We start from the raw sequence: 18,495 nt of genomic DNA on the forward strand, positions 1-18,495 counted from the left end.
CCCCGCCGGCATGAGGTCACCGCGCGGCTCGGGGCGCTCGGCGACGGGCGCGGCCTCGACGGCCCGGGGCCGGACGTGACCGAAGACGTCGGCCCAGTGCGGCGGCACGACGAGCGGCGCCGGCTCGACCACGACCTGCGCCTCGGCCCCCTCAGCCCCGTCAGCGGGACGCGGCTCGACGACCCTCCCCTGGGCGACGTCGCGAGCGGTCAGCATCAGCGCGACGACGTGCTTGCAGTCGGCGGCGACCGGGCAGCTGCACCGGCCGCTCCACAGGTGCGAGCGTCCCTTCGGGTGCGGGCGCGCCTCGATGATCGTCTGGTAGGTCTCGCTGCCGCTGCCCTCGATGGTGCCGAGCAGCATCATCCCGTCGGGGCGCGTGGCGAGCGAGCGGACCCGGCGCTCGGCGGCATAGGACCTCCCGCGGTCGAACGTGCGGGTGCCGACCTGCTGGGTGATGTCGGGGTCGGTGACGTCAGCCACCCACGTCGCCCGACCCACGCTCCATGCCACTCGAGAACTCTACGTTCGCCCGCCGACACCGTCGCCCGTCGTCCACAGCGTCCTCGCGGCACGGCATACCTCGTCGGGCAGGATGGGGCGCATGCCGAGCACGCCCGACCCTCGCGAGCTGACGCTCGCCGACTTCCCCGTCCACCGCCCCGTGACGACGCGGTGGTCCGACAACGACATGTACGGCCACCTCAACAACGCCGTCTACTACGAGCTGTTCGACTCGGCGATCAACGGCTGGCAGGCCGAGCACGTGAGCATCGACCCGATGACCGACGCGACGCAGGGAGTCGTCGCGGAGTCGTCGTGCGCCTTCTACGCGGAGGTCGCCTTCCCCGCTCCTCTCGTCGTCGGCATCCGTGTCGCGCGCCTCGGCACCAGCAGCGTCACCTACCAGCTCGGCCTCTTCGTCGACCCCGAGCGCGCCGCCCTGCCCGACCCGGCCATCAAGGCGCTCGGCCGCTGGGTGCACGTCGAGATCGACGCCGCGACCCGTCGGTCCACCCCGATCCCCGACCACCTGCGCGCCCTCATGGAGACGGCGGTGGTGGAGGCGGGGGCATGACCGACGCGCTCGAGGAGACCTGGGCGGCCTGGACCACGCGCCTCGGCGCCGACCTCGACGCCCTGGCCGGGGACGACTGGATGACCTTCACCGTCCACGTGGCCTCGCAGGCCACGCAGGCCTCGGGCGCGTATGCCGGCACGCGGGCTCCCCGAGGCTGGCGCCGGTCGGGTGCCCGGTCGAGGGCCCGGTCGGGTGCCCGGTCGGGCGCGCGGACCCGGGTGCCCGACGTCCTCGTGCAGGCGCGCCGGCTCGAGGGCGTGATCGCCCTCGAGTGCATCGGCGACACCGAGTTCGAGGGGCTGACCGACCTGACCCACGACGAGCAGTCGGCCCTCTCCGGCCTGGGCTGGGAGCGCGAGGGCCGGGAGCCGGAGTTCAGCCGCACCTTCACCGACGGGGCGGCCGCCGCCCGCCTCGTGCAGGCCAGCCTCACCGAGGAGATCGGCGCGGACACCCCGGCCGACGTCGACGTCCGCCGGGCCCCCCGACCTCGGGAACCCCCTCGCCGATCGGCTCGGTGACGGTCATCGGCCGGTTCGCAGGCGGGCTGGGGCTGCGCGGCGTACAGTGCCGCCACGCGATCCCGCCGAGGAGGATGACGATGTCCAAGCGATCACACGACGAGTCCCCCGCGGTCGCCTGGCTCGACGACCCCGAGGAGCACGACTACCCCGCCGCCGCCTCCTACCTCGCGCTCGTCGCCGGAGCGGAGCTCGTCACCGCGGCCGAGGCCGCCTTCCGGGCCGCCGACTCGACGAGGTTCAAGGCGAAGGACATCCTGCGCGCCGCCCACCTCGAGGTGCTGCCCGAGACGAACCCGCACGTGGCCTCGGACCTGGCCAAGGTGCGGGCCGGGCACGCGCTCTCACCGGTGCTGCTCGTGCGCGGCGACCTCCGCGCCGGCCGACCCGCGCAGATCGCCGACGGCTACCACCGGGTCTGCGCCAGCTACCTCACCGACGAGAACACCGACATCCCCGTCCGCATCATCGACGTCCCCGAATCGCGCTGAGCCACCATGGGATTCGCCACGCTGGCCCTGATCAGCCTCGTCGCGATCCTCGGCCCGATCCTGTCCCTGTCCCGGTGGCTGCACCTTCCCGTCGTCATCGGCGAGCTCCTCGTCGGCATCGTGCTCGGGCAGACCGGGCTGCGACTGCTGCACCCGAACGACCCGACCCTGGGCTTCCTCGGCGAGGTCGGTTTCGCCCTCGTCATGTTCGTCGCCGGCACGCACGTGCCGGTGCGCGACCCCGCGCTGCGTGCCGGACTGCCGCGGGGCCTGACGAGAGCCGTCGCCGTGGGCGTGCTGTCGGTGCCGGCCGGGTGGGGTCTGGCGCACCTCTTCGGCACGGGCCACGCCGCGTTGTATGCCGTGCTGCTCGCGTCGTCCTCGGCGAGCCTCGTGCTCCCGGTCCTCGACGGCGCTCCCGTCAGCGGTCCGATGATGGTGCAGCTGCTGCCGCAGCTCGCCGTCGCGGACGCCGCCTGCATCGTGGCCCTCCCGCTCGCCATCGACCCGGTGCACGCCGGGCGGGCGGTACTCGGTGCGGCCGCGGTCATCGCCTGCGCCGTGCTGCTCTGGCTGTTCCTCCGGTGGTTCGTCGGCTCCGGTCGGGAGCGCCGGGTCCGGGAGGTGTCGCACGAGCGGAGCCTGGCGGTCGAGCTGCGCGCCTCGCTCGCGATCCTCTTCGGGCTCGCGGCGGTCGCCGCGGCCACCCACGTCTCGGTCATGCTGGCGGGCTTCGCCGCCGGGATCGCCCTCTCGGCGGTCGGTGAGCCGCGGCGGGTCGCCAAGCAGCTCTTCGCCGTCACCGAGGGCTTCTTCGCGCCGATCTTCTTCGTGTGGCTCGGTGCCTCGCTCGACCTGCGCGAGCTCGGGCAGCACCCGAGCGCCATCCTGCTGGGGCTCGGCCTCGGCGTCGTGGCACTCCTCGTGCACGGTCTCATGGTGGTGACCGGGCAGCCGTGGCCGGCCGCGCTCATCACCTCGGCCCAGCTCGGCGTCCCGGTGGCTGCGGCGACGCTCGGCAGCACGCTCGGCCTGCTGACCCCCGGGGAGGGGCCGGCGCTCCTCCTCGGGGCGCTCATGACGATCGCGGCGACGGCCGCCCTGTCCGGACGGGTCAAGGCGCTGGCGGAAGCCGGCGCCGCCGAGCCGTCTCCCACCGACCCGACCACGACCTCGTCGGGCCCGTCCTCGTCGGCCCCCTCGGTACCACCGGCCCCGTCGGCACCGCCGGCGTCCGGCCCCACCGCGTCCACCTCCAGCTCGGGCTGAGCCCCACCGAGGTCACCCGGCGAGGTGGGCCCACCGCTGGGAGAGCTCGCGCCACGGGGCGGCCTCGACCACCCGACCGCGGTCCAGCACGACGACCCGGTCGGCCTGTGCGAGGGCGGCGGCCTTGCTCGTCGCCCCGATGACCGTGGCACCGCCCGAGCGCAGCGCGGCCCAGAGCTCGATCTCGGTGGCGGCGTCGAGGGCCGAGGACACGTCGTCGGCGAGCAGCAGGTCGGCCTCGCAGGCGAGCGCACGCGCGAGGGCTAGTCGCTGCACCTGTCCGCCCGACAGCCGCACCCCGCGGTGGCCGACGAGCGCCTCGGGGCCGCCGGCCTCGGCGACGTCACGCTCCAGGCGGGCGGCCGCGAGGGCCGGCTCGACGTGGCGGTCGGCGTGGTCGAGGGCGACGTTGTCGGTGAAGGTCCCCGACAGCACCCGGGGCACCTGGGCGATGTGCGAGACCCGGCCCGGTCGCAGGTCGACCTCGGGCTCCGGGAGCGCGCGGCCGTTCCAGAGGACCTCACCGGTGTGGGCCGTCAGGCCGGCCAGCGACGAGAGGAGGCTGGACTTGCCCGAGCCGACCTGGCCGAGCAGGAGCACGAGCTCGCCCGCGTGCACGGTCAGGTCGACGTCCTCGACGCCGATGGTGCCGTCGTCGTGGATCGCCGTCAGCCCGCGCAGGCTCAGCGACCGCAGGGTCTCGCGCGCTCCCGGCTGCGGGTCGTCCGCAGTGCCGTGGACGAGGTCCAGGCCCGGCGGGAGGTCCATGAGGTCCCCGCCGCCGGCGAGCTCGCTCGTGGCGTTCATCCAGGCCCGGACGCCGGGCGCCTCGGTTACGACGGAGCCGGCCACGCGGCCGAACCAGTCGAACCCGCTCACGGCATTGGCCACGAGCAGCGCGATGGCCAGCGGCCACGTGCCGTGGAGGAAGCCTGCCCAGGCCGCGACGACTCCGCCCTGGACCATGACGACCGGCACGCCGTCGAGCAGGGCCTGGACCCGGTGCTCGCGCACCGCCGCGTCGACGCGACCACCGTCGACCTCGTGCAAGTGCCGGTGCACCTGCGGGGTGGCCGCGGCGAGCTTGACCGTGCGGATCGACTCGAGCGCCGAGACGAGCGACCGCCCGAAGTCGGCGCGGGCCGTCGAGGCGGCCGCGGCCGAACGTCCGGCGACCGGCCGCCCGAGCGTCGAGGCGAGAGCGGAGACGACCATGACGACGAGCAGGACCGCTCCGGCGAGCCACGTGCGGGCGATGAGGGCCGTCATCGAGGCGACGACCAGCCCGTTGGTGAAGTCGACCCAGCGGTCGGTGTAGCGGGCGAGCCGGTCGGCGTCCATCGTCCGGGCCACCACCTCGCCGGGAGGGGTGCGCACGAGGCGGCGCTGCGCGGTCTGGCCGGCGAGCACCGCGGCGCGCACGCGGAGACGCACCTCGACCCACCAGTGCGGATAGGACCGGAAGGCCTGCGAGAGCAGGAGCGGGCCGATGACGAGCGAGACGACGAGCGCGGCCGTGACCCAGCCGGGGTTCTGCCCGGACTGCAGGTCGGTGACGACCAGACCCCAGGTCCACCCGGTCAGGGCGCCGAAGGCCCCGGTCAGCGAGGCGAGGAGGAAGAGGGAGGCGCCGAGCAGGCCCCACTGCGGCTGGATGCGCACGGTGTGGAGCACCTGCCGGGCCAGGCCGGGGCTCGGGGCGAGGGTGGGTGGCGGCGGCGGGGTGGTGCTGCGGCGCACCGAGCCGATCGCGGTGTCGTCGTGGTGGTGCTCCTCGACGGCCACCTCGTGGGCGGCGGCCTCGAGCAGACGGCGGAACGGCCCGTCGCTGCCGGCGAGGCGTTCGCGCGGACCGTGCTGGACGACGCGGCCGGACTCGAGGACGGCGACCTGCTCGGCTCGCTCGGTCGTCGACAGGCGGTGGGCGACGAGGATGCCGGTGCGCCCGGAGATGAGCCGGTCGGCGGCCCGGACGACCCGCGCCTCCGTGACGGGGTCCATGCGCGCCGTGGCCTCGTCGAGCACGACGACCCGGACGTCACGCACGAGCAGCCGGGCGAACGCCACGAGCTGCTCCTCGCCCGCGGAGAGGCTCGTGCCGCCGGGGCCGAGCATGGTCTCCAGCCCGTCGGGCAGCCCGGCCACCCACTCGGTCAGGCCCAGCTCGGCGACTGCGGCCTCGACCCGGTGCCGCGGCACGTCACCGAAGAGCGTCATGTTCTCGGCCAGCGTTCCCGCGAGCACCTCGGTGCGCTGCGTGACGACGCCGACGGCTGCACGCAGCTGCTGCAGGTCGAGGTCCCGGACGTCGGTGCCACCGAGCAGGACCGTGCCGGCGGGCGGCTCCACCGCCCGCGACAGCAACGACGCGAGGGTGGACTTGCCGGACCCCGTGCGGCCGACGAGGGCGCAGGTGTGGCCGGCGGGGACGAGCAGGTCGACGTCGCGGAGGGCGAAGCTGCCGGTGCCGTAGCTGAACTCGAGGCCGCGGAACTCCACGTCGAGCGGCCCGTCGGGCAGGGGCAGCCCACCCGTCGGCTCGGCCGGCGAGGCGAGCATGGCGCGCAGCCGCAGGACCGCGCCGAAGCCCTCCTGGAGGTCGGGCAGGTGCCGGGCGAGCATGTCGACGCCACCGACGAACATCGTCGTGACGAGGAAGAGGGTGACGAGGCGAGCCGTCGTCAGGTCGCCGGCGAGCACCAGCGCGACGCCCACCACGGCCACGGCGGCGAGAGCGCCGTGGAGCAGGCCCCCGCTGCGACGGGTGATCCGGGCCTCGACCTGGAGCACCCGGTCGAGGGCCGCATGGACCCGCGCAGCCATCCGGGCGTTGCGGCGCAGCACGTGCGCCTGGCCCAGGGCGGTGCGCAGGTCGTCGCGGGCAGCGACACCCTCCTCGGTCGAGGCCGCGTGGTCGGTCCACGCAGCCTCCTCGACGACCTTGCGCTCGGCGACCTGTGGCAGGAGCCGGCGGACGACCCAGTACGTCGCAAGACCCGTGAGCGGGAAGAGGACGGCGGCGGGCCACCAGGCGATGGTCGCGACGACCCAGAGCGGACCCGAGGCGAGGAGGGTGCGGACGGCCTGCCACACGCCCCAGCGCATGAGCTGGCCGACCTCCCAGGTGTCGTCGTCGATGCGGTCGAGCACCTCGCCCACCGCCTGCTCGGACAGCTCGGACAGCGGTTGGGCCATCGCGGCGTCGAGCAGGTCGGCGCGGAGCGCCCCCTCGGCGCGGTCGCACACCGTCGCCCACATCGTCTTGGCGACGGTGTCGATGACGGCACCCCCGAGCACGCAGGCCGCGAGCAGTCCGACCAGCGTCGAGGTGGCGTGCTCGGCCAGCCGACCGGCGACCATCGACCCGAGCGAGGCCGCCACGGCCCCGACGAGGGACATCGTGAAGCACACGACGGTGAGCGGGCGGCGGACACGGCGCCAGTCGACGGGGACCCGGCCCTCCGGCGCACGGCCGCCCGGCACCGAACCGTCCGGCTCCGTGCCCCGCGCGTCGTCGATCCCCACCCTCGTCACCGTCACAATCCCTGAACGCTACCGACCACCACCGACAGTGCGCCTCCCGATTTCCGCGTCGCCCGGACGGCCTGCGGACGTCAGGCTACGGGCGACACGGAGCTGAACCAGCCGCTGACCCACGGGGCGCATCGGGGTGCGTCCCGCCGACCTCGCCGACCCACCCGCTTCCTGGGCTACAGGCGCCGGCCCGAGTGCCAGGCCTTCGTCAGCCGCACGGTCGACACGGTCGACCCGGACCTCTGGAACCGTGGCGACGACTGCACCTTGGCCCACCTCGACGAGCCGTCTCCTCGCTGAGCAGCGCGTCTGCTCAGCGGCCGGCGGCGACCCGCCTGGCTGCGCGCTTCATGACGGCCGTGTACGCGGGACGCGCGAATCGCTTGGCGCGCCAGGCGATCTGGCCGTCGCGGTCGGTGAGGATGACGTCGCGACGGGCGTCGATGCCGCGCACGACGATCTCGGCGATCTGTTCGGCCGACCGCTTGGAGCCGCTCACCAGCTTCTTTCCGGCGGTCTCCATCTCGGTGTCGGCGCCCTGGAAGGACGAGCCGAGGTTGGTGCGGAAGAACGACGGGCAGACGACCGACACGTCGACGTGGTGCGGCGCGAGCTCGTGCGAGAGGGTCTCGCTCAGGGCGACGACACCGGCCTTGACGGTGTTGTAGGCCGCCATGCCGGGCGCGTGCACGAGACCGGCGAGCGACGCGGTGTTGACGATGTGACCGCTGCCCTGCTCCTTGAACAGCGGCGTGAAGGTGCGGCAGCCCCGGACGACGCCGAGCAGGTTGATGTCGACGATCCAGTGCCACTCGTCCATCGTCGCGACGTCGATGCGGCCGCCGGCGGCGACGCCGGCGTTGTTGACGAGCAGGTCGAGACCGCCCCACGTCTCGCGCACGTGGGCGAGCGCGGCCGCCCACGCCTCGTCGCTGCGCACGTCGAGAGGGAGGTATGCCGCGGCCTCGGGCAGCACGTCGGGCCGGTCGGCCTGCACGTCGGTCGCGAGCACGTCGTCACCCCGGGCGACGAGGGCGCGCACGAGCGCGAGCCCGAGGCCGGAGGCGGCGCCCGTGACGAGGATGCGCCGGGGGGACGACGAGGCGGCGGAGGCGCGGGTGCGCGCGCGGGCAGGGAGCGGCGGCAGGGACGGCATACGCCCCAACCTACTGGCGGACGGTGAGGGTGACCTTGCCCTGGGCGCGGCGTTCGTCGATCTCGGTGAGGGCGCCCGCGACGTCGTCGAGCGGGTGGCGCGTGCCGATGGGCGGTGCGAGCGCTCCGGACTCGACGAGCGGCAGGATCGCCTCCCACTGGGTGCGCAGGTAGGTGGGGTCCGGCATCCAGAAGGCACCCCAGCCGACGCCGACGACGCTGATGTTGCCCAGGAGCAGTCGGTTGACCTTGACCTCGGGGATCTGGCCGGCGGTGAAGCCGATGACGAGCAGTCGCCCCTCGGGCGCGAGGCTGCGCAGGCTGTCGGTGAAGCGGTCACCACCGACCGGGTCGACGACGACGTCGACGCCGCGGCCCTCCGTCAGCTCCTTGGCCGCGGCGAGGAAGCCGTCGGCGAGCACGACGTGGTGGGCGCCGGCGGCGCGGGCCGTCTCGACCTTGTCGTCGGACGAGACGACGGCGATGACGCGGGCGTCCATGGCGCGCGCCAGCTGGATCGCGGCGGTGCCGATGCCCCCGGCCGCGCCGTGGACGACGACGACCTCGCCGCGCTCGAGCCGTCCCCGCTGGGTCAGCGCGAAGTGCACGGTGAGGTAGTTCATCGGCAGGGCCGCGCCGACGGCGAACGGCACGGCGTCGGGCAGCGGGAAGACCATGGCCTCCGGGACGGCGACCGTCTCGGAGAAGGCACCGAGCACCGGGAAGGCCGCGACCCGGTCACCTGCGGTGAACCTGCTGCCCTCGGTGGCCTCGCGCACGACGCCGGCGCACTCGGCGCCCGGGACGAAGGGCAGGTCGGGGCGCATCTGGTAGAGCCCGCGACTCATGAGGACGTCGGGGAAGCTGACTCCCGCCTCGTGGACGTCGACGAGGACGTGCCCCGCCTCGAGGGTCGGCTCGGGGACCTCCCCGACGGTGACGGTGGCCGGGCCGCCGAGGGTCGTGACGCGCGCTGCTCTCATGCCTCCGACCCTAGTCAGGCCGGGCCGTCAGGCGTGATGGTGAAGGTCACACGGAGCAGGTCGGCGTCGCGCGAGCTCGGTCCGGCGGCGAGCTCGAACGCGCCGGGCTCGACGACGCGCCGTCCGCGGGCGTCGACGATCGAGCAGGCGCTCGCCGGGACCTCGACGCGCGTCCTCACCGACGCGCCCGGAGGCACCGTCACACGGCGGAACGCCTTGAGCTCCTTGGCCGCCCACGTGACGCTCGTGACGACGTCGGTGACGTAGGCCTGCACGACCTCGTATGCCGTCCGCTCGCCCGTGTTGGTCAGCGTGACCTCCGCGACGACGACGTCGTCGGACGAGAGGCGGCTCGCCTCGAGAGTGAGGTCGGACCACTCGACGGTCGTGTACGACAGTCCCTCGCCGAAGACGAACTGCGGCTCCTGCGTCAGGTCGGCGTAGCGCTGGCCGTGCTGCCCGCGGACCTGGTTGTAGTAGGTCGGCTGCTGGCCGACGTGCCGCGGCACCGAGACGGGCAGACGGCCGGCCGGATCGATGTGGCCGAGGACGAGCTCGGCGACGGCGCGGCCGCCGCGCATGCCGGGGCTGAAGGCCTCGATGATCGCGGCAGCACGCAGGGCGCTCGCCGGCAGGACGTTGGGCTTGGAGTGGAGCAGCACGACGACGACCGGGGTGCCGGTGCCGTCGAGGGCTTCGACGACGGCATCGAGCAGGGCGACCTGACCACCCTGCAGGTCGAGGGTCGCCGTCGAGCAGCCTTCTCCCGTCAGGGCGATGGTGTCCCCGAGCACGACGACGGCGAGGTCGGCGTCGCGCGCGGCGGCCACCGCCTCGGCGAGCTGGTCCGGGTCGACGAGCGCGGGGGCCGAGACCGGTGGGCGGGGCTGCCCGTCGGGGAAGAGCGGTCCATCGGGGTCGGGCACGAGCGTCTCGATGTCGGCGCCGCGGGCGTGGGTCACCGTCCACGTGGGCGGGACGACCGCCCGGAACCCGTCGAGCACCGTCTCCACGGTCTCGCGCGGATGGCCGTCCGGCATCCAGTCCACCTGCCCGGAGGCCCCGGCCCAGTCGCCGAGATTGGCCTGCGGGTCGTCGGCGTTCGGCCCGAGCACGGCCACCGTGCGCGGGACGTCGCCGACGGCATACGGCAGGGAGCCGTCGTTGGTGAGCAGCACGAGGGAGCGCCGGGCGACCTCGAGGTTGAGGGCGGCGTGCTCGGCCGAGCCGATGACGAGGCGCTGGCGCTCGAGGTCCGGCGGGCGGGGGTTCTCGAAGAGGCCGAGCTCGAGCTTGACGCGCAGCACCCGGCGGGCGGCCTCGTCGATCTGGCCCTCGTCGAGCAGGCCGCGGGCGACGGCCTCCTGCGCGGCCTCGAAGAAGGCGGGGGTCGTCATGACGAGGTCGTTGCCGGCGCGCACGGCCACGGTCGCGGCCTCGACGTCGTCGGCGCAGACCTTCTGCTCCCACACCATGCGCCCGACGTTGTCCCAGTCGGTGACGAGCGTGCCGGTGAAGCCCCACTCGCCCTTGAGCACCTCGTCGAGGAGCCAGCCGTTCGCCGTCACCGGGACGCCGTCGATGGCCTGGTAGCCGAGCATGAAGGTGCGGCAGCCCTCCTGCACGGCCCGTTCGAACGGCGGCAGGAACCACGACGTCAGCTTGCGGCGGCTGAGGTCGGCCTCGCTCGCGTCGCGGCCGCCCTGCGTCTCGGAGTAGCCGGCGAAGTGCTTGGCGCACGCGAGGATCGCGGTCGGGTCGGTGAGCCCGTCGCCCTGGTAGCCGCGGACCATCGCCGCGCCGAGCTCGCCGATGAGGTGCGGGTCCTCGCCGAAGGTCTCGCCGACGCGGCCCCAGCGCAGGTCACGGGTGATGCAGAGCACCGGCGAGAACGTCCAGTGCAGGCCCGTCGCCGAGACCTCGACGGCGGTGGCGCGCGCCGCCTGCTCGACGAGGTCCGGGTCCCACGAGCAGGCCATGCCGAGCTGGGTCGGGAAGATCGTCGCGCCGGGCCAGAAGGAGTGGCCGTGGATGCAGTCGTCGGCCGTGAGGAGGGGGATGCCCAGCCGCGTCCGCTCCGCCAGGGCGATGGCCTCGACCATCCGCTCGGGAGACGTGTGCAGGATCGACCCGGCCAGCGTGGTCCCGACGATGTGCTCGAGGTCGCCGCGCGCGTCGAGCTGGAGCATCTGGCCGACCTTCTCGGGGAGGGTCATGCGTGCGAGCAGGTCGTCGAGGCGCTCCTCGACGGTGAGGGACGGATCACGGAACGGCAGGGCGATCGGGGCGTCGGCGGGCACGTCCCGACGCTAGTCGACCTACGCTGGAGAGGTGATCGAGCCCCTGACGCGCCTGCCCGACGGGACCATCAAGCAGGTCAACCCCATCACCGGCACCAAGGTGTGGACGCTCCCGGGTCGGGCCGCCCGTCCCCTGGGCCAGCTCGACCGTCACCCGCTGCCCATCGACCCGGACGACCACGACCGCCACTGCGCCTTCTGCTGGGCACGCATGCGTGAGACCACGCCCGAGATCGCGCGCCTCGTCCACGACGGCGCCGTGTGGCACGAGAACCGCGACCTGCTCGCCGAGGACCTCGACCGCACCGCGCCACAGTTCCGTCTCATCCCGAACCTCTTCGAGATCCTCAGCTACGACTACTGGCACCTCGCGCACGGCTGGGAGCCGACGGCCGCCTCCCGTGCGCGCCGGACGGCATACCTCTCCACGCCCGGAGGGCGCGAGCACGTCACGGCTCTCGCGCGCATCCGCATGCGCTCACGGGGCACGCCCGGCGCCGACGCCGAACCGCTCGCCGAGGACGACCTCGAGCGCGAGGCGGTCGGGCTCTTCGCCGGCAACCACCAGGTCGTCATCTCACGGCGACACTACGTCGACGGGGCGACCGACGACTCGCAGCTCGCGGGCTCCGGCACGCTGAGCCCCGAGGAGCATTGGAGATACACGGAGTTCACGATCCGGGCCATGCGCGACCTCTACCGCGACAACGAGTGCGCACGCTACGTGTCGGTGTTCCAGAACTGGCTGGCGCCCGCCGGTGCGTCGTTCGACCACCTGCACAAGCAGGTCGTCGCCATCGACGAGCTCGGCGCCCAGAAGGAGCGCGAGGTCGAGCGGCTGCGCACGGAGCCCGACATGTTCGCCCGGTGGGGCGCCGAGTATGCCGCGTCGCAGGGTCTCGTGGTCGCCCGCACCGAGCACGCGGTGGCGTTCGCGGGCGTGGGCCACCGCTACCCGGCGCTCGTCGTGCACGTCACCGACGGCGACGGCTGTCCGTGGGAGCTCGACGAGGAGCAGGTGCGTGACTTCTCCGACCTCGTCCACGCCTGCCACGCGGCGACCGGGGTGCACGTCCCCTCGAACGAGGAGTGGCACCACCGGCCGCCGGACGTCGACGTCCCCATGCCGTTGCGGGCCGTGGTCAAGTGGCGCATCTCGACTCTCGCCGGTTTCGAGGGCGGCACGAAGATCTACGTCAACACCATCGACCCGTGGTCGGTCCGTGACCGCGCGGTCACCCGGCTGCGCCGGCTCGCGGCGGACGGACTGGTCTCCGACCGCGTCGAGATCGGCTGACCCTCACGGACCCGGCGGGGTCGCGCCGCTGGGCTCAGAGCTCGCTGCCGTGGCCCTCCGTGCGGCCGGTGTTGCCGTCCGCACCGATCGGCCCGCTCGTGTCGGCGCCCCGTCCCGTCACCTGCTGGAGGCGGTCGATGTGCTCGGACGCCTGGGCCTTGGTGAGGTCACCCGGCAGGGTCTCGCCTGCCTCGCGGGCCAGGGTCTCGAGGTAGCTGCGCTGCGCGCCCGTCATCGCCTCGTCGCCGGTCACCCAGTCCTCCGGGTCCTTGATCGCGGAGTCGCCGCCGGGTCCGGCAGCCGCGGGGTCGGTGGCGCCGATGACGTCGTCGTTCGAAGATGTGTTCGATGGGCTCATGTCGGGCCCGTACCCGTTCGGTGCGTGACGGACACGCAACGCTGGACAGGTCTCAGGCGACGGCCCGAACCGGCTGGAGCGCGAGCAGCGCCGCGCGAAGGCGCTGGTGCACCACGTCGACGGTGACTCCGAGGGCCACGGCGACGTCCGTCACGGCATACGCGTCGTAGTAGCTGAGCGCGAGCGCCGGATCCCCGAGCGTGGCGGAGCCCGGGGCGGCACGGGTGATGCCGGCGGTCAGCGAGAGGCGGGTCGAGCGGACGTGGGTCACGGCGGCGCGGTGTGCGATGGCGAGCAGCCAGGCGAGGGCGTCACCACCCGGTCGGAAGCGGGACGCGGTGCGCCAGACCTCGACGAAGGCCTCGGCGCTGACCTGCTCGGCCTCGTCGGCGTCGCGCACCACCCGCTGCACGAGCCCGTGGACCCGGGAGGCCGACAGGTCGTACAGCCTCGCGAACGCTGCCTCGTCACCCTGCCCGGCTTGCGAGAGCAACGGGCCGAGGACGCCGTCGAGAGCAGGGCTCGAGACCCCGCTGGAAGCCTGAATGCCATCCGTCATCAGATCTGCCCGTCCACCTCACGTCGCCCCGAGCCTGCCGCCGACGGCGCAGGTCCCCGACGGGCGACTCTCCTCGTCGGTATCCGTACCCGATCCGGTGCTTGGTTGAATCTTCAGCGGGCGAAGGCCATGGCCTCCGTGACGTCGCCGTGGAGCATGTCGCGCCGGTCGAGCAGGTAGTTCTGGCGCATCAGCCACGGCGCACCGTCGCCCTGCTGGGGCAGCTCGGCGTCGGCGCGCCGCACGTAGCCCGAGGCGAGCGGCAGCAGCGGCCGGCCCTCCATGCCCCCCGGCGCTCGCGGAGTCGCCGTCCGCCAGCCGTGCTGCTCCATGTGGTCGAGGAGCCGGCACACGTAGCGACTCGCGAGGTCGGCCCGCAGCGTCCACGACGCGTTGACGTAGCCCACGCACACGGCGAGGTTGGGTACGTCGGCGAACATCATCCCGCGGTAGACGGTGAGGTCACCGGTCGCGCGCTCCTGACCGTCGACCCGCAACGCGATGCCGCCGGCGAGCTTGATCCGCAGGCCCGTCGCCGTGACGACGACGTCGGCATCCAGCTCACGCCCGGAGTCCAGCCGTATGCCGTGGGGCACGAAGGTCTCGATCGTGTCGGTGACGACGTGGGCCCGCCCGGAGCGCACGGCCTCGAAGAGGTCGCCGTCGGGGACGACGCAGAGGCGCTGGTCCCACGGGTCGTAGGTCGGCGTGAAGTGGTCCGCGACGAGGTCGGTCGAGCCGAGCGACCTGGCGGCACCCTTGGCGAGCAGCGAGCGCATGACGGCCGGGCGGCGACGGCTCAGCTCGTAGACGCCCATCGTCCCGATCACGTTCTTGTAGCGGGCGGCAGTTCCGGCGATGCGCCCCGGCAGCACCTTCTGCAGCACGTCCCGCGCCCGGTCCCGGCGCGGTAGCGACGTGATCCACGTCGGGGTGCGCTGGAGCATCGTCACGTCGGCGCCGCGGTCGGCGAGCGCCGGGACGAGGGTGACCGCCGTGGCGCCCGAGCCGATGACGACGACCTTGCGGCCGCTCACGTCGAGGTCCTCCGGCCAGAACTGGGGGTGCACGACCTGTCCCTCGAAGGTCTCGATGCCGGGCAGCTGCGGGTCGTGCGGGCGCTCGTAGTCGTAGTAGCCGCTGCACAGGTAGAGGAACGAGCACGTCAGCTGCTCGCGCACTCCCCCACGGTCGACCGTCACGGTCCAGCGCGCGTCGTCGCTCGACCAGTCGGCCGCGACGACCGCGTGGCCGAAGCGGATCCGCTCGGTGATGGCGTACTTGTCGGCGGTCGCCCGCAGGTAGTCGAGGATCTTCGGCCCGTCGGCGATCGCGTCGGGGTCGGTCCACGGCTCGAACGGGAAGCCGAGCGTCATCATGTCGGAGTCCGAGCGCACCCCGGGGTAGCGGAAGAGGTCCCACGTGCCTCCGAGCGACTCCCGTGCCTCGAGGATCGCCCAGGTGCGCGACGGGCTCGTCGTCGACAGGCGGTAGCCCGCGCCGATGCCGGACAGACCGGCTCCGACGACGACGACGTCCAGGTGCTCGAGGTGGCTCACCTCGCCATTCTCGCCCACCATGACGGGCACTGTGACGCTGGCCGCGCGATCGGCTACCGCCCGGTAACCACGGGCTACCCTCAGGCGGGTGACGACGGCATACCCCCACCTGCTCGAACCCCTCGACCTCGGCTTCACGACGCTGCGCAACCGCGTCGTCATGGGCTCGATGCACACCGGCCTCGAGGACCGCGCCAAGGACTTCGACCGGCTCGCGACCTACTACGCCGAGCGGGCGCGAGGTGGCGTCGGGCTCATCGTCACGGGCGGCTTCGCGCCCAACCTCGCCGGCGCCCTCTACCCCGGGGGATCGGTCCTCGTCACCGGGCGCCAGGCACGCCGGCACCGGGTCATCACGGGCGCCGTGCACCGCGAGGGCGGGAAGATCGCCCTCCAGATCCTGCACGCCGGGCGCTACGCCTACCACCCGCTCGCCGTGTCGGCGTCCGCGCTCAAGTCACCCATCTCCCCCTTCGCCCCGCGGGCGCTCGGCGCGCGCGGCATCCGGAGCACCGTCGCGGCCTACGCCCGGTGCGCGCGCCTGGCCCGCGAGGCCGGATACGACGGGGTCGAGATCATGGGCTCCGAGGGCTACCTCATCAACCAGTTCCTCGCGCCGCGCACCAACGAGCGCACCGACGAGTGGGGCGGCTCGCCCGAGAACCGTCGCCGGCTGGCCGTCGAGGTCGTCCGCGCCGTCCGCGAGGCCGCCGGCCCCGACTTCGTCATCGTCTACCGGCTCTCGCTGCTCGACCTCGTCCCCGACGGCCAGTCGTGGGACGAGGTGGTCGCCCTGGCCCACGAGGTCGAGGCGGCCGGCGCCTCGATCATCAACACCGGCATCGGCTGGCACGAGGCGCGCGTCCCGACCATCGTCACGTCGGTCCCCCGGGGCGCGTTCACCCGCGTCACGGCCAGGCTTCGGCCCGAAGTCACCATCCCGGTCGTCACGTCCAACCGGATCTCCATGCCCGACCTCGCCGAGCAGGTCATCGCCGACGGCAGCGCCGACCTCGTCTCGATGGCGCGGCCCTTCCTCGCCGACCCGGACTGGGTGGCCAAGGCCGCCACCGACCGCGCGGACGAGATCAACACGTGCATCGCCTGCAACCAGGCCTGTCTCGACCACACCTTCGCCAAGAGGACGGCAACCTGCCTCGTCAACCCGCGCGCCGTCCGCGAGACCACCCTCGTCCTCGCGCCGAGCCGCCGGACCAAGCACGTCGCGGTCGTCGGCGCCGGACCCGCTGGGCTCGCGACCGCCGTCGCCCTGACCGAGCGCGGCCACCGGGTCGAGCTCTTCGAGGCCGGCGACGACCTCGGCGGTCAGTTCGCCCTGGCCATGAGGATCCCGGGCAAGGAGGAGTTCGCCGAGACGATCCGCTACTACCGCAGGCGACTCGAGCTCGGTGGCGTCAAGGTCCACCTCGGCCGGCGCGCCACCGTCGACGACCTCACCGACTTCGACGAGGTGGTCGTCGCCACCGGGGTCGAGCCGCGCGTGCCCGACGTCCCGGGCATCGACCACCCCACGGTCGTGACGTATGCCGCCGCCATCCGCGGCGAGGCACCGCTCGGTCAGCGAGTGGCCGTCCTGGGTGCCGGCGGCATCGGGGTCGACGTGTCCGAGCTGCTCACCCACGTCGGGTCACCGCTGACCGTCGAGCAGTGGATGGCCGAGTGGGGCGTCGGCGAGCCGGACGCCTCGCGCGGCGGGCTCGTCGAGCCGCACCCCGCACCGTCACCTCGCGAGGTCCACCTGCTGCAGCGCAAACCGACCTCCATCGGCAAGGGGCTGGGCAAGACGACCGGATGGGTGCACCGGGCCGCTCTCAAGGCCAAGGGAGTCCACCAGCACGTCGGCGTCAACTACGAGCGCATCGACGACGAGGGCCTGCACATCACGCACGGCGAGAACCGCACCGACCCGACGGTGCTCGACGTCGACACGATCGTCGTCTGCACCGGCCAGGACTCGGTCAACACCCTCGGTCCCGAGCTCGTCGCGGCCGGAATCCGGACGCACGTCATCGGCGGCGCCGACGTCGCGGCCGAGCTCGACGCCAAGCGCGCGATCCGCCAGGGCACGGAGCTCGCGGCCACGATCTAGGCGGAGCGCCTCAGGTGGGCGTCGACGAGCCGCGCCGCGTCGCCGGCACCGTCCTCGGCACGCACCCTCTCACCGAGGGCGTATGCCGCCCGCCGCGCTCCCGGGGACAGGGCGACCTCGAGCGCCTGCGCGAGCCGGTCGGCCGTCACGTCCTTGCGGGCGATCGGCTGCGGCGCCACCCCGAGGTCGGCCAGCCGCCGACCCCAGTAGGGCTGGTCGGCGGCGTGCGGCACGACGACCTGCGGGACCCCGGCTCGCACCGCGGCGGCCGTGGTCCCGGCGCCGCCGTGGTGGACGACGACGGCGCATCGTGGGAACAGCGCCTCGTGCGGGGCTGGGCCGACCCCCAGCAGACCGGGGGACGGCGCGGCGCGCAGGCCGGCGAGACCCTCGCTGACGACGCCGCGCACCCCGAGACGTCCGAGCACGTCCGCGACGTCACGCGAGACACCGGCGGGGTCGGGGGTCGGCATCGAGCCGAAGCCGACGAAGACGGGAGGCTCACCCGCGGCGAGGAACGCCTCGACGCGGGAGTCCATCGGCGTGGGTGCGTCGTCGCGGAACCAGTAGCCGGTCTGCCGGAGCGCCGGGGGCCAGTCCGCGGCAGGCGGGACGACGCTCGTGCTGGCCGCGAGCAGGGTCGGGGTGCCCTCGGCCGCCGCGGTGTAGTGGCGGAAGCGCCGACGCGGCAACCCCCCTCGCGCACGGACGAGGTCGCCGGCCGGCCGGAACAGGTCGAGGGCGACCCGGCCCGCGAGGGTGCTCCAGGCGCCGTTGGCCCACGACGTGGCACGTGGACGGAGGGCCAGTGCCACCGAGGGACCGTGCGCGCTCGGCCACACCGGCGCGAAGACGGCGTAGAGGTGCGGCTTCGAAGGGCGTCCTCTGCCGGAGCTGCCGCCGGGAGCGAGCAGCGCGTCGACGAGGTCGAAGGTCAGCGCGCCCGACACGACGGCGTCGGCAGCATCGACCAGCCGCGCCACGTCTGCGGCCAGCGCCTCGGCTGTCCCCGCCATGACCTGTCGCATGAGACGGGCCTCCCGCACCTGCGTGCGGGCCGAGCCCCGGAGCGAGTCCCGACCGAGACCCTCCCGGAGGGGTCGCTCGAGGTCGAACGACAGCGGCTGGAAGTCGAGGCCGGCGCCGGCCACGACGTGACCGAGGTCGGCGGGCGCGGCGAGCGACACGGCATACCCGATCCGGCGCAGCCGCTGGCCGAGCGCGACCAGTGGTTGCACGTCGCCGCGGGATCCCATGCCCAACAACAGGATCCGCACG

Annotated in this window: 15 protein-coding genes; 6 read left to right on the plus strand and 9 right to left on the minus strand. The window is 73.7% G+C overall.

Annotated elements, in window-relative coordinates:
- On the minus strand, nucleotides 1-513 hold a 513-nt coding region (locus TAE01_RS06240; RefSeq protein ID WP_371860826.1), incomplete at its 3' end, for an SWIM zinc finger family protein.
- Nucleotides 514-604: 91 nt separating this feature from the next.
- Between TAE01_RS06240 and TAE01_RS06245 the strand changes: the two genes are divergently transcribed.
- The 4 genes from TAE01_RS06245 to TAE01_RS06260 all read left to right on the plus strand — a co-directional run bounded on the left by TAE01_RS06245 (nucleotide 605) and on the right by TAE01_RS06260 (nucleotide 3,362).
- Nucleotides 605-1,078: an acyl-CoA thioesterase gene (locus tag TAE01_RS06245; protein WP_147064551.1), complete on the plus strand. Its 474-nt coding sequence runs from the start codon at nucleotides 605-607 to the stop codon at nucleotides 1,076-1,078.
- The gene (locus TAE01_RS06250) at nucleotides 1,075-1,602 is read left to right on the plus strand and encodes a hypothetical protein (RefSeq protein WP_147064553.1); all 528 of its coding nucleotides are present in this window, start codon (nucleotides 1,075-1,077) and stop codon (nucleotides 1,600-1,602) included. Before TAE01_RS06245 ends, TAE01_RS06250 begins: the two co-directional genes overlap by 4 nt.
- A gap of 80 nt (nucleotides 1,603-1,682) precedes the next feature.
- Nucleotides 1,683-2,093 carry a hypothetical protein gene (locus TAE01_RS06255; protein WP_147064555.1) on the plus strand — a complete coding sequence of 137 codons (411 nt, stop codon included), beginning with the start codon at nucleotides 1,683-1,685 and terminating at the stop codon, nucleotides 2,091-2,093.
- Between the two features lie 6 nt (nucleotides 2,094-2,099).
- Entirely contained in the window at nucleotides 2,100-3,362 is a 1,263-nt protein-coding gene (locus TAE01_RS06260) for a cation:proton antiporter (protein WP_147064557.1), read from the plus strand.
- A gap of 12 nt (nucleotides 3,363-3,374) precedes the next feature.
- Here the strand turns inward: TAE01_RS06260 and TAE01_RS06265 are convergent, their stop codons facing one another.
- From TAE01_RS06265 to TAE01_RS06280, 4 genes are all read right to left on the minus strand, one after another.
- Complete coding sequence (locus tag TAE01_RS06265) at nucleotides 3,375-6,896, minus strand: ATP-binding cassette domain-containing protein (RefSeq protein WP_147064559.1); 3,522 nt, start codon at nucleotides 6,894-6,896, stop codon at nucleotides 3,375-3,377.
- A 313-nt stretch (nucleotides 6,897-7,209) separates the two neighbouring features.
- The gene (locus TAE01_RS06270) at nucleotides 7,210-8,052 is read right to left on the minus strand and encodes an SDR family NAD(P)-dependent oxidoreductase (RefSeq protein WP_147064560.1); all 843 of its coding nucleotides are present in this window, start codon (nucleotides 8,050-8,052) and stop codon (nucleotides 7,210-7,212) included.
- Between the two features lie 10 nt (nucleotides 8,053-8,062).
- Nucleotides 8,063-9,034: an NADPH:quinone oxidoreductase family protein gene (locus TAE01_RS06275; protein ID WP_147064562.1), complete on the minus strand. Its 972-nt coding sequence runs from the start codon at nucleotides 9,032-9,034 to the stop codon at nucleotides 8,063-8,065.
- Nucleotides 9,035-9,048: 14 nt separating this feature from the next.
- A complete protein-coding gene (locus TAE01_RS06280; RefSeq protein ID WP_186815068.1) occupies nucleotides 9,049-11,334 on the minus strand; it encodes an exo-beta-d-1,3/1,6-glucosidase in 2,286 nt (761 codons plus the stop codon).
- A gap of 31 nt (nucleotides 11,335-11,365) precedes the next feature.
- Here TAE01_RS06280 and TAE01_RS06285 point away from each other — a divergent pair, with 31 nt between their 5' ends.
- The gene (locus TAE01_RS06285) at nucleotides 11,366-12,631 is read left to right on the plus strand and encodes a DUF4921 family protein (protein WP_147064564.1); all 1,266 of its coding nucleotides are present in this window, start codon (nucleotides 11,366-11,368) and stop codon (nucleotides 12,629-12,631) included.
- A gap of 34 nt (nucleotides 12,632-12,665) precedes the next feature.
- Here the strand turns inward: TAE01_RS06285 and TAE01_RS06290 are convergent, their stop codons facing one another.
- The 3 genes from TAE01_RS06290 to TAE01_RS06300 all read right to left on the minus strand — a co-directional run bounded on the left by TAE01_RS06290 (nucleotide 12,666) and on the right by TAE01_RS06300 (nucleotide 15,128).
- Nucleotides 12,666-12,989, minus strand: coding sequence for a DUF3072 domain-containing protein (locus tag TAE01_RS06290; RefSeq protein WP_147064566.1), 324 nt, complete (start codon nucleotides 12,987-12,989; stop codon nucleotides 12,666-12,668).
- 52 nt (nucleotides 12,990-13,041) lie between these two features.
- Nucleotides 13,042-13,548, minus strand: coding sequence for a sigma factor (locus TAE01_RS06295; protein WP_147064568.1), 507 nt, complete (start codon nucleotides 13,546-13,548; stop codon nucleotides 13,042-13,044).
- 113 nt (nucleotides 13,549-13,661) lie between these two features.
- Complete coding sequence (locus tag TAE01_RS06300; protein WP_147064570.1) at nucleotides 13,662-15,128, minus strand: flavin-containing monooxygenase; 1,467 nt, start codon at nucleotides 15,126-15,128, stop codon at nucleotides 13,662-13,664.
- A gap of 67 nt (nucleotides 15,129-15,195) precedes the next feature.
- Here TAE01_RS06300 and TAE01_RS06305 point away from each other — a divergent pair, with 67 nt between their 5' ends.
- Complete coding sequence (locus TAE01_RS06305; RefSeq protein ID WP_147064571.1) at nucleotides 15,196-17,217, plus strand: NADPH-dependent 2,4-dienoyl-CoA reductase; 2,022 nt, start codon at nucleotides 15,196-15,198, stop codon at nucleotides 17,215-17,217.
- Here TAE01_RS06305 and TAE01_RS06310 read toward each other — a convergent pair.
- On the minus strand, nucleotides 17,214-18,494 hold the full coding sequence (locus TAE01_RS06310; protein WP_281289269.1) for a glycosyltransferase: 1,281 nt from the start codon (nucleotides 18,492-18,494) through the stop codon (nucleotides 17,214-17,216). The genes TAE01_RS06305 and TAE01_RS06310 overlap by 4 nt on opposite strands.
- Between the last annotated feature and the right edge of the window lies 1 nt (nucleotide 18,495).

Source organism: Terrabacter aerolatus (assembly GCF_007991735.1).
In the GTDB taxonomy this organism is placed as follows: Bacteria; Actinomycetota; Actinomycetes; order Actinomycetales; family Dermatophilaceae; genus Terrabacter; species Terrabacter aerolatus.

Coding starts and splice junctions, on each gene's coding strand:
- TAE01_RS06245 (WP_147064551.1), top strand. CDS start 605: ATGCCGAGCACGCCCGACCCTCGCGAGCTGACGCTCGCCGACTTCCCC.
- TAE01_RS06250 (WP_147064553.1), top strand. CDS start 1,075: ATGACCGACGCGCTCGAGGAGACCTGGGCGGCCTGGACCACGCGCCTC.
- TAE01_RS06255 (WP_147064555.1), top strand. CDS start 1,683: ATGTCCAAGCGATCACACGACGAGTCCCCCGCGGTCGCCTGGCTCGAC.
- TAE01_RS06260 (WP_147064557.1), top strand. CDS start 2,100: ATGGGATTCGCCACGCTGGCCCTGATCAGCCTCGTCGCGATCCTCGGC.
- TAE01_RS06270 (WP_147064560.1), bottom strand. CDS start 8,052: ATGCCGTCCCTGCCGCCGCTCCCTGCCCGCGCGCGCACCCGCGCCTCC.
- TAE01_RS06275 (WP_147064562.1), bottom strand. CDS start 9,034: ATGAGAGCAGCGCGCGTCACGACCCTCGGCGGCCCGGCCACCGTCACC.
- TAE01_RS06290 (WP_147064566.1), bottom strand. CDS start 12,989: ATGAGCCCATCGAACACATCTTCGAACGACGACGTCATCGGCGCCACC.
- TAE01_RS06295 (WP_147064568.1), bottom strand. CDS start 13,548: ATGACGGATGGCATTCAGGCTTCCAGCGGGGTCTCGAGCCCTGCTCTC.
- TAE01_RS06300 (WP_147064570.1), bottom strand. CDS start 15,128: ATGGTGGGCGAGAATGGCGAGGTGAGCCACCTCGAGCACCTGGACGTC.